The sequence below is a fragment of the Streptomyces sp. NBC_00829 genome, from assembly GCF_045161795.1.
Classification (GTDB): domain Bacteria; phylum Actinomycetota; class Actinomycetes; order Streptomycetales; family Streptomycetaceae; genus Streptomyces.
In genome coordinates, this window is sequence record NZ_CP108867.1 from 8,521,554 (window position 1) to 8,534,894 (window position 13,341).

The following is a 13,341-nucleotide window of genomic DNA, read 5'->3' on the forward strand; positions in this document are numbered from 1 at the left end:
ACCGACCGGACCCCGCCACCAGCCGTACCCCGAGCCGTACCCACAGCCGCTCCCGAAGCGGAGGAAGGACGACATCATGAGCGTCGACTTAGGCACCGAGGTGACCGCGGCCCCGTCCGGCGGCACCGCCCGCCGGGGCATCGGGGCGGTCCCGGCGCCGATGCTGATGCTGGTCGGGATGGTGAGCACCCAGCTCGGGGCCGCCTTCGCCAAGCAACTGTTCGGCACCGTGGGACCCGCCGCTATGACCGTGCTACGGCTCGGCTTCGCCGCAGTGGTGCTGCTGCTGTTCTGGCGGCCGTCGCCGCGCCTGGACCGGCGCACGGCGAGTGCGGTCGCCGTCCTCGGCATCGCCATCGCCGGCATGAATCTGTGCTTCTACCTGGCCATGGCCCGGATGCCTGTCGGGGTCGCGCTGACCGTCGGGATGGCGGGGCCCCTCACCGTCGCGGCCCTGTCCTCACGTCGGGCCCGCGACCGGCTGTGGGCGGTGCTCGCCGGGTGCGGCATCGCACTCCTCGGCTGGCAGGGCGGCGCCGCCGGGATCACCGGGCTGCTCATCGCCCTGGCCTGCGCGGTGTTCTGGGGCGCGTACGTGCCGCTGTCGGCCAGGGTCGGCGCGCTGCTGCCCGGCGGGGACGGACTCGCGCTCGCGATGGCCTTCGGCACGCTGTGCGTGCTGCCGGCCGGGCTGTCCGAGGGCGGCTCCGCGCTGGCCGACCCAGCGGTGCTCGCCTTCGGCTTCGGCGTCGCGATGCTGTCGTCCCTGGTGCCGTACACCTGCGAGATGGAGACGCTGCGCCGGGTTTCCGCGCTCGTCTTCGGGGTGCTGCTCAGCCTGGAACCGGCGATCGGCGCCCTGGTCGCCCTGCTCGTCCTGCACGAGACCATCTCGCCGCTGCAGACGCTGGGCCTCGCGGCCGTCGTCGTCGCGTCGATCGGCGTCATCCGCGGCACGCGCGGCGCCCCTCGGGACGCCACTTCACGAGACATACCGGACTCACGAGAGCAAGGACTCCGCCAATGATCGACACGGGCAGGAACGCGGCGCTGGCCGGCCGGCCTGAAGGCCTCGAACAGCTGAGGACGCTGGTGGACTCCGCGCTCGGCGCGCTCCACGACGCCTCTCTGAAGCGGGGCGGGCCGGTCGCGGCCGGCGGCCCCGGGGCGGCGGCCGACGCGATGGGCCGGTTCCTCGACGGGGGAGCGTTCCTGGCCGAGAGCCCGAGCGCCCGGCGCGTAACCGAGCTGTTCGAGGCGTACGCCGCCGGGGCGGCCGACCTCGCACACCCGGCCGCCGTGTCCCGCATGCAGTGCGCGCCCACGGCCGCCTCCGTCGCCGCCGAGCTGCTCGCCGCCGCCCTCAACCAGTCCCTGCACTCCTGGGAGAGCGGTCCCTTCGCCCTGCAGCTGGAGCGGCGGCTGATCGCGGAGATGGCGTCGTGGGCCGGCTTCGGCGCCGGGGCCTCGGGCACCCTCACACCGGGCGGCAGCATCTCCAACCTGATGGGCCTGCTGGTCGCCAGGGAGCACGCGCTGCGGGAGAGCGGCGAGGTGTCCCGCTCGGGCCTGCCGGGTCTGCGGGTCGGGCCGAGGATCCTGTGCTCGGCGGCCGCCCACTTCTCCGTGGCCCGCGCGGCCGGCTTCCTCGGGCTCGGCCAGGACGCCGTGGTGCCCGTGCCGGTGGACGACCTCGGCCGGATGCGGGTGGCCGAAGCGCGCCGCGTCCTCGACCGGTTCGGCCCCGACGAGCTCCCGCTGGCCCTGGTCGCGACGGCGGGCACGACGGACCGCGGTTCCTTCGACCCGTTGCCCGAGCTGGCCGACCTGGCCGCCGAGCGGGACGTGTGGCTTCACGTCGACGCGGCGTACGGCATCGGAGCGCTGTTCTCCCCCTCGCTCGCCCCGCTCCTCACCGGGCTGGACCGCGCCGACTCCGTCGCCTTCGACCTGCACAAGTTCGGCTGGACACCGGCCTCGTCGAGCGTGCTCCTGGTCCGCGACGAGCAGCACCTGCGGTGCCTGGACCAGCAGGCCGTGTACCTCAACCCGGCGGACGACGAGGCGGCCGGTTTCACCGCGCTGCTGGGCACCTCGATGCAGACCACGCGTCGCTCGGACGCCTTCAAGATAGCCGCGTCCCTGCTGACGCTGGGCCGGGAGGGCATGGGCGCCTGGGTAGACCGGTGCCACGGCCTGGCCCGGTACGCGGCGGCCCGTATCACGGCCGGCACGGACCTGGACCTGCTGGTCGAGCCGCTGCTCAGCACGGTGATCTTCCGCTGCCGGCCGCCCGCGCGGGGCGTGGCCGACGAGAGCGCCTGGAACGCCGCGGTCCGGCGCACGCTCATGGCGCGGGGACGCGCGCTCGTGGCCCGCACCAAGGTGGCCGGCCCGGACGGCGAGCCCCGGGTCCACCTCAAGCTCGTCTTCCTCAATCCGGCGACGACAGAGGCGGAGATCGACGAACTGCTGGCGGACGTCGCCGCCGTCGCCCGGGAACTGGCGGAGGCCCGCCCAGGCGAGGGCGGCGACGGGAGCACGTACGGCGACTGACCGGCAGGTGAGGCGACTTCAACCCCGGAGGACCACGTGGACATCCGCCAGCTCACGGCCGTTCAGAAGGCTGCCACCCTGCTCAGCTTCAGCCGGGCGGCAGCGGAGCTCAACTACGCCCAGTCCAGCGTCACCGGCCAGATCGGGGGCCTGGAGAACGCACTCGGCGTCGAGTTGTTCGAGCGGCTCTCGGGCCGCGGCGTCCGGCTTACCCAGGCCGGGGAACGATTCCTGCCGTACGCCGAGCAGTTGCTCTCCCTGGCCGACGAGGCCCGCAGTGCGACCAGGGGCGGCAGTGAGCCGGCCGGCCGGGTCCTCGTCGGAACCAAGGAGAGCATCGCGACCTACCACATGCCCCGATGCTGGAGTTCCTCCATCACCGCCACCTGGGAGGGTGCAAGTGGTGCTGCGGCCGGGTTCCGGCGAGGAGACCGTCCAGGCACTCGGCCGGGGCGCCCTCGACCTCGGACTGGTGATGGACGTGGAGACCCGGCACGCCAGCGTGGAGGCGTCGTGCTGCGCACCGAGCCCCTGGCCGCCGTCGTCTGCCCGGACCACCTGCTGGCCGCACGCCGGCTGGTGACCGCGGACCAGTTGCGTGAGACGCCCCTCCTGGTGCGGCAGGGCGGGGCCGCCCTGCCGCAGGCTGCTGGAACGGGAGCTGTGGGGCGGGCGGGAGCCCATGCCGCTGCTGGAGTCAGGGACCGTGGAGTCCGCGAAGCGCTGGGCGGCAGCCGGGCTCGGGATCGCCCTGCTGGCCGCCGTGGCCGTGGCGGACGACATCGACTCTGCGCGAACGGCACCGAGTTTCCCTCAGAGTTATCCACAGTCATCAGGTCGGTGGATCAAGGCTCAGCCCTCGTCCACCGCAGTCCCTTCCCGCCATGCGGTTGCTTCAGACCTAGACTGAGCTGCGGGAATACGACGGGGGGAGCAGAAGCATGGGTACGGGTCCCGGTAGGGATACGGGTGTGAACGGTGCAGCGGACGCCGAGTCTCCGCTGATCTGCGCGGTCCGGGCCGCAGACACCGCCTTGGTGGAGAGGCTTCTCCGGGAAGACAGCGGCCCCAACGTGGACGACGCCGCGTTCTGCCTGGCGGTCCGGGCGCACTCCGGAGCCATCGCCCAACTGCTGCTCCAGTACGGCGCGGATCCCCGCCAGAGCGCACCGGGCAGCCTGCTGCCGCTGCGCGAGGCAGTCGATTCGGGCTCGCCCGCGTTGGTCCAGGCCCTCCTGGACGACAGGATCCGGGGACGCTACGCCAAGTCGGAGCTACTGCACATGCTGGACATCGCCCGCCACTGGCGCGAGACGGGGGTCGAGGCCGAACTGCGGCGGCGCACGGGTTGCGAGGATGTTGTCACTCGGACCCGAGTCCAGGACGACGAGTTCAACAGCGTCGACGAGTTCACCCTTGACGGCATTACCGTGCGGGACGGGCATGGGGCGATCCTCACGCGCCTGGAGGAACTGCTCGGCGTCCGCACCTCGTTCGAGGAGCTCATGGACCGGGCGTTGGCCCACGCCGATCAGAACCACACGGCATGGGCAAGTGCCACCATGGTGCTGGCTCACCGGCGGGACCAGGCGACCTGGACGGCTGCTGCGGCACTGCGCACGCACACGGACCCGGTTCACCGTTTGTTGGGTGCCGAGGTGCTGCGGCTGACCCATCTCTTCGACGACAGTGACGAGGATGCGTTCGCCGGCCCGGCCCTGGACACGTTCACCGACTGGTCGGCCAAGGAGACGGACCCCGCCGTCCTCGCCGAGGTGCTGGTCGCTCTCGGAGAACACGCCGACCCCCGAGCAGAAGCGGCTCTCCTGCCCTACGGCGGCCACCATGACACCCGAGTCCGGCGCGCGGTGGCGCGCGGACTCAGTGCGTGGCCCTCGCCACCTGCCTTTTCCGATGCCGTTCGCAAGGCGCTGCGAGAGCTCATACGCGACCCGGAAGCAGGGGTGCGGCAGGACGCCTGCCTCACGTTTGCTGATGGCAAGGACCACGATCCCGTCCTCACCGAGGCCATGGCTGCTCTGCTGGACGACGAGGACCGCCGCGTCCAGGTCATCGCGGTGTACGGGCTCGCCCTCCACGACGACGAACGGTGCGTGGAAGGTGCCCGCCGACTTGGCCCGCCGCAGCCCGCCTACCCGGATGAGGAGCACTACCTCGGTGCGGCATGGCGTTACGCGCGGCGACGAGACGGTCGCTGACTCCCCTCCGCCAAGGCCGGTCAGGCGCACCGGAGCGGAAGGAATACCGCAGGGTTCGAATGACGCTCCCCACCAGATGGGGCGTCGCAGTGGACGCCGGCCCGGCGCGAGGCGTACGCCTTCGACCAGGGCCAGGCGTCCCATCGATAGCTGCGCTGTCCATGCGGAACAACCTATGCGGCGACCCTCACACCGGCCCGGTCGGGCGCGGTGGCCAGGCGGCGCTTGCGCTTCGGCATGCCGAAGGTCGGATGGGCGACGCCCCACCCGGCCCCCTTGAGTACGCCCGACTTGAGCCGCGCGGCGGTACGGCCGCCCAGGTACCAGGACTTCGACCGGACGTCCCCGTCCACCATCTGGAAGATCGCGTCCCGCCGCCCGAGGCTGATGTGGTTGCCGTGGTACTTCAGCCCGGTGGTCGGGACCTCGCAGCCCGTCAGGCGAGCGATGATCGCGGCGGTCGCCTGCATGTTGGTGAAGCCGGCCGAGGCGCAGGACATCGGCAGCGGCCGGCTGTTCTCGCCGATCGCGTGGGCGCAGTCACCGGCGGCGTAGACGTCCGGGTGCGAGACCGAGCGCATGGTGCGGTCGACGACGATCTGGCCGGTCTCGGCGACCTCCAGACCGCTGGCGGCCGCGATGGGGTGCACGGCGAACCCGGCCGACCACACGGTCACGTCGGCCGGGATGGACGTACCGTCGGCGGCGATCGCCCGAGTCGGCTCGACGGCGTCGATGCCGGTGTGCTCGTGGACGGTGACGCCGAGCCGGTCGAAGGCATGGCGCAGGTGACGGCGGGCCTTCGGAGAGAGCCAGGCGCCCAGCTCGCCGCGGGCGGCGAGCGCGACCGAGAGGTCGGGCCGGGACTCGGCGAACTCGGTGGCGGTCTCGATCCCGGTCAGCCCCTCACCGACGACCAGCACGGTGCCGCCCTCGCCCAGGTCGGCCAAGCGCTCGCGCAGACGCAGCGCCGAGGACCGGCCGGTGACATCGAAGGCATACTCGGCCACGCCGGGGACGCCATCGTGGGCTACGGAGCTGCCGAGCGCGTAGAGAAGCGTGTCGTACGCGAGCTCGCCGTCGCCGTCCTCGCCGCTCGTCACGGCGACGGTCCTGCGCTCGGGGTCGACGCCGGTGACGCGCGCCAGGCGCAGCCGCACCCCGGTGCCCGCGAATACGTCGGCGAGCTTGCGGAACGCGATGTCCTGGCCGACTGCGAGTTGGTGGAGCCGCATCCGCTCAACGAAGTCGGGCACGGCGTTGACGACGGTGATCTCGGTGTCGGCGGGGGAGAGCCGGCGGGCCAGGTTTCCGGCGGCGAAGGCCCCGGCGTATCCGGCACCGAGAACGACGATGCGGTGCTTCATGGCGTTGCTCCTGTCTCGTTCGCGTGCCCCTTGAACGAGACGGCGCCCCGATTGCTGACAGGAGCCGGGTGTGACGCGGGTCACCGAACCAAGACGAGCGGCTGAGCCTCCGACAGACGCTTGGGGCTGTCTTGGGCAGTCGAAACGGGGCGGTGGTCAACTATCGGTGACAGAATGTGTCGAAAACCGAATGAATGTTTGTATTTGGTGGCCGGCGTCCGACGTGCCCCAGGCCCCTATGTCGTCGGCCAGTACCTCGGGTTGGAACTGCACGCCCCAGACGGCCGACCCGATCCGGTACGCCTGGTGGGCGCAGCGCTCGCTGCTCAGCAGCGCGCCCTCGGGCAGCAGCCCGGGCTCCTCCCAGTGCCACTGCACCGCGCGCAGTGGCACTCCCTGACCCGCGTGGGTCGCAAACAATTCGTCGGCGACCGCGCTGTGAAGGACGGTCAGTTCGCACAGCCCACCTCCGGTCGTGCCGCATGGCGGACCTCGCCGCCGCAGGCCACCGGGGGCAGCTCCATGCCCAGGCAGATGCCCAGGGTGGGAAGGTCCCGTGCCACAGCCGAGCGCAGCAGTTCCCGCACCGCCGGCAGCCAGGGAGCGCGCTCCTCGCCGTTCGATAGGATGCGCGCCGCGCTGCACAAGGTCTGGGCGAGCAGGGCCCCCGGCGCCCGTCCAGCGCGGCTCGGTCGCCCTGATGACGCAGGAGTCCGCGCCGCCGTCGCACAGACCAGCGCCTGACCGCTCACGGCAGCACGCGCTGGCAAGCCATCCGACAGGGGTTGCATGGGTAGGTCACGCCGCTGACGTGCGGTTTGGCCGATGGCGGGAGACGGATCGTTCACGCCGGTCCTGGTGACCGGTCATGCGATCGGTCGCCCGGTCGGCAAGTCTCAATTCGCCATTTGAGTCAATTTTGAGCGATCGCCGGGAACTTGTTGATCACTCGACTTATTTAGCGGGTGCAGCTCAGGTTGCTGATCGCGGCCGTGCCGATGTATCGGACCACGCTCCTTCGCTGGTTGGCGTTATGGCGAAATCAGATTCTTTACCACGGGCCGGGCAGGAGGAAAGCTGTCCGGCGGAAGGTTGCGTCGGTAGCGTTCGCCGTGGCCGCAGCCGTTGCTCGTGCTTATTTCACCGATCGAATCGAAATAGGGGACTGGCCGATGGTGAAGCTGAGAACGGTGCTGGTCGCCTTCGAGTACGAGACCCTTCTGGCCGAGCAGGGAGCAGCATGCCCCCGTAGTCCGCCTGAAACATCGATATCGCCGGGCTCTGTGAGAATTGGAATTCATCAACTCCAGCCGATGACGCCCTTCCTGGAATGCAGGCGGCCACGTCGCCGACCCGGCGGGCAGAGATATTGCCCACTGGCACCGCCTGCGCGTTCCTCGTGCGCCGGTAGCCATCCGGTGCTGGAAAAAAGACACTGTGTGCTCGCTGAACCAACTGACGTCCGTCGGGCACACGTTGTACGTCTTTCTTATCGAAGGCATATTCCACCAGCGGTTTTCGCCGTTGAGAGGAACACGCATGACTAGCCACGCAACTGAAGTTGACCTCGAAGGTCTGCTCCGCCAGGCACTGCACGCCACAGGTACGGGTGCGCGTTGGACCTCCGGCGCGGACGAGATGTGGTGCCGTCTCACACCCGTGTCCGCGACACAGCCCGAGCAGGGTTGGAAGCTGCACGTGTCGGCGACGTCCGCCTCTGCACCGGCGGTTCTCGCGAAAGCCTTGGACGTGCTGCTGCGGGAGGGATCGGCGTTCAAGTTCGCCCGGTCTTTGGAGAAGGTGAGCGCGCTCAACTCCCGTGCCACGCCGCGGGGAAGCTCGGGCAAGTTCATCACCGTCTACCCGTGCTCCGATGAAGACGCGGCCCGGATCGCGCGGGAGCTGCACAAAGCCACGGCTGGGCTGGCCGGCCCCCGGATCCTCTCGGACCAGCCCTACACGGTGAACAGTCTGGTGCACTACCGCTACGGCGCCTTCGTCGGCCGGCGGCGGCTGTCGGACGAGGGTCTGCTGGTGTGGTTCATCCAGGATCCCGACGGCAATGCCGTGGAGGACAAGCGCACTGGCCAGTACTCTCCGCCTTCTTGGGCGGTCAGCCCCTTCCCCCCCTCGGTGCCGGCCCCGCCGGCTACGGAGAAGGCGGCGATCGGCCCGGTGGTGCTCGGAGGCCGGTTCTCGGTACGTGAGGCGATCCGGCACACGAACAAGGGCGGGGTCTACCGGGGTACGGACGTCACCACGGGCGCACCCGTGGTGATCAAGGAGGCCCGTCCGCACGTGGAGGGTGACGCGTCCGGCTGCGACGTCCGCGACTGGCTGCGCGCCGAGGCCCGGACACTGGAGAAGCTGAGCGGCACGGGGCTGGCACCAGAGCCCCTCGCGATGTTCGAGCACGGCGGTCACCTGTTCCTGGCTCAAGAGGAAGTTCCTGGCATCCCCCTGCGAAACTGGGTCGCCGAGCACTTCCGCGATGCCGGAAGCGAGCGCTACCGCGCCGACGCGCTGGCCCAGGCCGGGCGTCTGGTGGACCTGATCGCCGCGGCTCACGCCCACGGCTGCGTTCTGCGGGACTTCACACCCGGCAACATCATGGTCCGACCGGACGGCGAACTGCGCCTCATCGATCTGGAGCTCGCCGTCCTGAAGGACGACGCCGCCCTCCCGACGCAGGTGGGAACCCCCGGCTTCAGCGCCCCCGAGCGTCTGGTGGACGCGCCCGTCTCCCCGACTGCCGACTACTACAGCCTCGGCGCCACCGTGTGCTTCGTCCTCGCAGGGAAGGTACCGAACCTGCTGCCCGAGGAGCCCGCCACCAGGACCGCGGAGCAGCGGCTCGCCGAGTGGCTGGCCGCCTGCACCGCTACGCTCCGCCTGCCGGACGGCATGCCCGAGATGATCCTGGGGCTGATGAAGGACGATCCCGCCGAGCGCTGGGACCCGGCCAGGGCGCGCGCGGCCCTCCGCCGGACGGAGCGGGCGCTCCCGGACCACCCCGCCGCCGGCCCGGCCCGGAAGGACCCGTGGCACGACGCGACACAGGCCGCAGTGGCGGGGATCGCGGACCACCTCGTCGATTCGATGACCCCGCAGGACGAGCGGCGGCTGTGGCCCGTGTCCACCATGGCGGGGGAGACCGACCCCTGTACCGTGCAACAGGGCGCGGCCGGTGTCCTGGCGGTGCTGACACGGTACTTCGAGCTGACCGGCGACCCGCGCCTGCCGGAGCTGATCTCCACCGCGGGCCACTGGATCGCTGCCCGCACGGACACGCGCTCCACGCGCCCCGGCCTGCACTTCGGCGGCAGGGGAACCGCCTGGGCGCTGTACGATGCCGGACGCGCCGTCGACGACCGCGCTCTCATGGATCACGCGATGCTCCTGGCCCTGGCCCCGCAGCAGTCGACGCCCAGTCACGACATCACCCACGGCTCCGCGGGCAGCGGACTGGCGGCCGCCCACCTGTGGCACCGCACGGGTGAGAAACGCCTCGCCGAACTCGTCGTCGACGCGGCCGACCGGTTGGCCGCCGCCGCGCAGCGCGAGCCGTCCGGGGTGAGCTGGCCGGTCCCCGCGGAAGCCGTTTCCAAGGAGGCCGGCAAACGCTATCTGGGCTTCGCGCACGGAACGTCCGGCATCGGATGCTTCCTCCTGGCCGCCGCGGCCGTCTCGAACAGCCGGGAGTACTTGGAGCTGGCGGTGGCGGCGGGCGAGCACCTGGTGGCCAACGTCGTGATGGTCGGCGGTGCGGCCCAGTGGCCGGCCCAGGCCACCGACGTGCCCACGGCCCCGTACTGGTGCCACGGTTCGGCGGGCATCGGTTCTTTCCTGGTCCGTCTGTGGCAGGCGACCGGGGACGACCGGTTCGGTGAGCTCGCCCGTCGTGCCACGCAGGCCGTCGTCGAGCGTGCCTCCCGCGCCGCCCTCACCCAGTGCCACGGACTGGCGGGCAACGGTGACTTCCTCCTCGACATGGCCGGGGCCACGGGGGATCCCGTCTACCGAGTGATGGCCGAGGACCTGGCCCGCCTCATCGTCTCCGAACGGGCCCACCGCGAAAGCCACGTCGTCTTCCCCAATGAGTACGGGGACATCTCGACGGGCTGGAGCGACGGATCCGCGGGAATCCTGGCCTTCCTCCTGCGGATCCGCCACACAGACCCCCGGCACTGGATGGTTCAGCAGCCGGGCTGAACGGCAGAGACCCTGCCGCCACCTCACAGAGAAGGAGAACGTCATGGAGAACCGCGACCTCGAACTGCTGGCTCACCTGCATGCCCTTCCGGAGACCGACCCGGTCGGCGTCGACGGAGCGCCGTTCGCCGCCACCTGTCAGTGCGTCGGCCTGCTGACGCTCCTCAACACCGTCTGTGTCGGCATCAGCTGCGCCTAAACAGGCAGTAAGCCCTTTTCAGCAGTGCTCAGAGAGACAACGACAGGCTCGTTGACGAGGCGCTGAACACTGGCCCCCGCAGGGAAGAGACACCACGGTGCTCCCTCTTCGGCATTCGACCTGGGGCAAGTTGAAAGGGCTCAGAAACCTCCGGCCGGTGGCTGCCCCAGGGCAGCCACCGGCCGGAGCGAAGGCATGATTCCCACATCGGGAGCCGCACATCGAGCACAGCCCCCGACTGCGCTCCTGGACGACGCGAGTAACACCGAGGCCGCAGGCCTGTCAGGCACAGGCGTGCACAGTGGTTGGCCGCCCCGGTGCAAGCCTGTGCCCGCAGATGACCACCCGTAGACGAGGACCCGACCACATGGAGCCACACGCCGGTGCTGACGCTCTCGCTCAGGCAACCCTCCTGTCAGCCGCCCCCATGAGCCCGCACGCCACGCAGTCTGCTGCCGAGCCGGTGTACGCCATCAGCACGCGCGGTCTGGTCAAGAGCTACCCAGGCCCGAACGGCACCACCACCCATGCCGTTCACGGCTTGGACTTGGACGTGCGCCAAGGCGAAGCCTTCGCCTTCCTCGGCCCCAACGGCGCCGGGAAGTCCACCACCATCGCCTTGCTGTGTGCCCTGGCCCGCCCCACCGCCGGACAGGCCACGGTGGCGGGCGCCGACGTGCTCAGCCAGCCGGACCAGGTACGACGACGGGTCGGGATGCTCTTCCAGCACAGCGCTCTGGATCCGGATCTCACAGCCGAACAGAACCTGCACATCCACGCGCGTCTCTACGGGATGCGCCGCCGCGACGCCCGTCGCCGCGCCGGCGAGACGCTCGAGGCGGTCGGACTGACCGACCGGCGGCGTTCCCCGGTACGCACCTTGTCGGGCGGCATGCGACGACGCCTGGAGCTCGCCCGCGGCCTGCTGCACGCGCCCCAGGTCCTGTTCCTCGACGAGCCGACCACCGGACTCGACCCTCACGCCCGTGCCCAGGTCTGGGAGCACCTGCGGGCGCTGCGCGAACGGCACGGCAGCACACTCTTCGTCACCACCCACTACCTGGAGGAGGCGGAGAACTGCGATCGCCTCGCCATCATTGACGGCGGTCGACTGGTGGCACAAGGCACGCCCCTTGCGCTGAAGGCTGCGATCGGAGACGACCGGGTAGTGCTGCGCACCGGCGACGACGCCGCAGCGCGACAGGTCGTACGCCGTACTGCGCCGTCGGGCCACAGCGTTGCCCTGGACACCGACGGGGTCTGCCTGCGAGTGCCCAACGGCAGCGCCTGGATTCCCCGCCTTTGCGCGGCATTGGAAGCCCACGGCATCTCCGTGCAGGCCGCTTCCGCGACCCCGCCGACGCTCGACGACGTCTTCTTCCACCACACCGGCCGCAGCATTCACGCCATCCGGCCCCACCAGACAACGGCCTCTCCTACCCCGAGCGGAACCACGGCAGGAACCGAGGGGGGCCTGTGACCACACCTGCCCTCCAGGCTCTGAGCGCCTCTGGCACTCCTCGTGTCCCTGGCAGCTCCGGCCGTGAGCCGCTGACCCGCCTGCGCTGTGAACTGCGCGCGATCCACGCTCTGGTCTACCGCGACTTGCTGCGCCTGTCCGCTCAGCCCACCCACACTGCCCTGATGCTGCTCCAGCCGGTGCTCTACCTATTCATTCTCGGAGGCGGTCTGGCCGCCCTGATCCCCAACTCCTCGCTGGGCGTCGGCTACCAGACCTACCTCTTCCCTGGCATGCTGATGATGACGGTCCAGACCCCGGCCATCATGGTCGGCATCCGTCTGATCACCGACCGGCAGAGCGGCTACCTACGCGAGCTCCTGATGGCCCCGGTCAGCCGCTCCACCCTGCTCCTGGGAAGCTGCGCCGGTGGCACCTCGGTCGCGGCAGTCCAGGGCGCCGTCCTGCTCTGCCTGGCCGGCGCAGTCGGCCTGCCCTACGACCCGCTCCTCCTGTCGCTGCTCCTCGCCGGCATGATCCTGGCCTCCTTCACCATCACCGCCCTGGCCTTGGCCCTGGCCGTGAGCCTCCACCGGGCCGAGGCGTTCCACATGCTGCTCGGCCTGGTGATGCTGCCACTGCTGTTCCTTTCCGGCGGCTTCTTCCCGCTGGAGAACCTGTCGGGCTGGGCTCACGCACTGGCCGCTGCCAACCCGCTCGCCTACGGGGTGGACCTGCTGCGCCGCTGCATCACGCTACGGGTACCCGACACGGGAGCCGCAGCGGGCATCGAATGGTTCGGCTGGCAACCTCCGCTACCCCTCGAAGCCGCCGTCCTCCTGATGACCGGCGTCATGGCCCTGCTCTGGGCCGCCCACCGCTTCAGCCGCCCTGAATGACACCAAGATGCGGGACTGAAAGAAGTTCAGGTCCTCCAAGAGCCTCGTAGCCGTTGATCTCCCGGCCGGCCCGGAGATCAACGGCGACGAGGTTGCCTCCCCCGTCCGATCCGACAGATGTCTAGGTCGCTGTCGCCGCGGACGTTGGTGCGGTCGGGGTAGGAGCCCTTCGGCATGCGCTCGCTGCGCTCCAGCCGGAGCTGCTCGGAAGCGCCTGGCGGGTTCTTCCACTTGTCGCTCAGCTGGGGGTCACGCCGCCGCCCACTCAAGCCCGAAGGCGGTGAGCGCGGCGAGTTTCTCGGGGGTGAGTTGGCGCGGCGGGTCTTGGTGTTGGACAGGAATGCGCGGGCAACTCATCCGCCTCTGCGCAGGCGACGACTTGATGTGCTTCTGTCTGCGGCGTCCGCCACGGGATGGGGAGCCAGAAGGC

At 70.4% G+C, this 13,341-nt stretch carries 10 protein-coding genes and 1 pseudogene; 9 read left to right on the forward strand and 2 right to left on the reverse strand.

Annotation, left to right across the window (positions count from 1 at the left end; genetic code table 11):
• The first annotated feature begins 76 nt into the window (after positions 1 to 76).
• The 5 genes and pseudogenes from OG293_RS37990 to OG293_RS38010 all read left to right on the forward strand — a co-directional run bounded on the left by OG293_RS37990 (position 77) and on the right by OG293_RS38010 (position 4,775).
• Positions 77 to 1,027: an EamA family transporter gene (locus tag OG293_RS37990; RefSeq protein ID WP_406003291.1), complete on the forward strand. Its 951-nt coding sequence runs from the start codon at positions 77 to 79 to the stop codon at positions 1,025 to 1,027.
• Positions 1,024 to 2,556 carry a pyridoxal phosphate-dependent decarboxylase family protein gene (locus tag OG293_RS37995; protein ID WP_406003292.1) on the forward strand — a complete coding sequence of 511 codons (1,533 nt, stop codon included), beginning with the start codon at positions 1,024 to 1,026 and terminating at the stop codon, positions 2,554 to 2,556. Before OG293_RS37990 ends, OG293_RS37995 begins: the two co-directional genes overlap by 4 nt.
• Positions 2,557 to 2,592: 36 nt before the next feature.
• Positions 2,593 to 2,769, forward strand: a pseudogene (locus OG293_RS38000) (LysR family transcriptional regulator); the annotation flags it as partial.
• A gap of 187 nt (positions 2,770 to 2,956) precedes the next feature.
• Positions 2,957 to 3,139, forward strand: coding sequence for a hypothetical protein (locus tag OG293_RS38005; protein ID WP_406003873.1), 183 nt, complete (start codon positions 2,957 to 2,959; stop codon positions 3,137 to 3,139).
• A 388-nt stretch (positions 3,140 to 3,527) separates the two neighbouring features.
• Positions 3,528 to 4,775, forward strand: coding sequence for a HEAT repeat domain-containing protein (locus OG293_RS38010; protein WP_406003293.1), 1,248 nt, complete (start codon positions 3,528 to 3,530; stop codon positions 4,773 to 4,775).
• Between the two features lie 173 nt (positions 4,776 to 4,948).
• Here OG293_RS38010 and OG293_RS38015 read toward each other — a convergent pair whose 3' ends face one another.
• Together OG293_RS38015 and OG293_RS38020 are read right to left on the reverse strand one after the other, a co-directional pair.
• Positions 4,949 to 6,142 carry an NAD(P)/FAD-dependent oxidoreductase gene (locus tag OG293_RS38015; protein ID WP_406003294.1) on the reverse strand — a complete coding sequence of 398 codons (1,194 nt, stop codon included), beginning with the start codon at positions 6,140 to 6,142 and terminating at the stop codon, positions 4,949 to 4,951.
• Positions 6,143 to 6,591: 449 nt separating this feature from the next.
• Positions 6,592 to 6,789: a glutamine amidotransferase-related protein gene (locus OG293_RS38020; RefSeq protein WP_406003295.1), complete on the reverse strand. Its 198-nt coding sequence runs from the start codon at positions 6,787 to 6,789 to the stop codon at positions 6,592 to 6,594.
• 892 nt (positions 6,790 to 7,681) lie between these two features.
• Here OG293_RS38020 and lanL point away from each other — a divergent pair.
• From lanL to OG293_RS38040, 4 genes are all read left to right on the forward strand, one after another.
• Entirely contained in the window at positions 7,682 to 10,354 is a 2,673-nt protein-coding gene (gene lanL, locus OG293_RS38025) for a class IV lanthionine synthetase LanL (RefSeq protein WP_406003296.1), read from the forward strand.
• A 43-nt stretch (positions 10,355 to 10,397) separates the two neighbouring features.
• The gene (locus tag OG293_RS38030; RefSeq protein WP_406003297.1) at positions 10,398 to 10,553 is read left to right on the forward strand and encodes a VenA family class IV lanthipeptide; all 156 of its coding nucleotides are present in this window, start codon (positions 10,398 to 10,400) and stop codon (positions 10,551 to 10,553) included.
• A 427-nt stretch (positions 10,554 to 10,980) separates the two neighbouring features.
• Positions 10,981 to 12,033 (forward strand): ATP-binding cassette domain-containing protein, encoded by a 1,053-nt coding sequence (locus OG293_RS38035; protein WP_406003832.1) that lies wholly within the window; start codon positions 10,981 to 10,983, stop codon positions 12,031 to 12,033.
• Positions 12,030 to 12,911: an ABC transporter permease gene (locus OG293_RS38040; protein WP_406003298.1), complete on the forward strand. Its 882-nt coding sequence runs from the start codon at positions 12,030 to 12,032 to the stop codon at positions 12,909 to 12,911. Before OG293_RS38035 ends, OG293_RS38040 begins: the two co-directional genes overlap by 4 nt.
• The last annotated feature ends 430 nt before the right edge of the window (positions 12,912 to 13,341 follow it).

Excerpts from the sequence above, each read along its gene's own strand:
- OG293_RS37995 (WP_406003292.1), top strand. The coding sequence starts at position 1,024 with ATGATCGACACGGGCAGGAACGCGGCGCTGGCCGGCCGGCCTGAAGGC.
- lanL (WP_406003296.1), top strand. The coding sequence starts at position 7,682 with ATGACTAGCCACGCAACTGAAGTTGACCTCGAAGGTCTGCTCCGCCAG.
- OG293_RS38030 (WP_406003297.1), top strand. The coding sequence starts at position 10,398 with ATGGAGAACCGCGACCTCGAACTGCTGGCTCACCTGCATGCCCTTCCG.
- OG293_RS38035 (WP_406003832.1), top strand. The coding sequence starts at position 10,981 with ATGAGCCCGCACGCCACGCAGTCTGCTGCCGAGCCGGTGTACGCCATC.
- OG293_RS37990 (WP_406003291.1), top strand. The coding sequence starts at position 77 with ATGAGCGTCGACTTAGGCACCGAGGTGACCGCGGCCCCGTCCGGCGGC.
- OG293_RS38015 (WP_406003294.1), bottom strand. The coding sequence starts at position 6,142 with ATGAAGCACCGCATCGTCGTTCTCGGTGCCGGATACGCCGGGGCCTTC.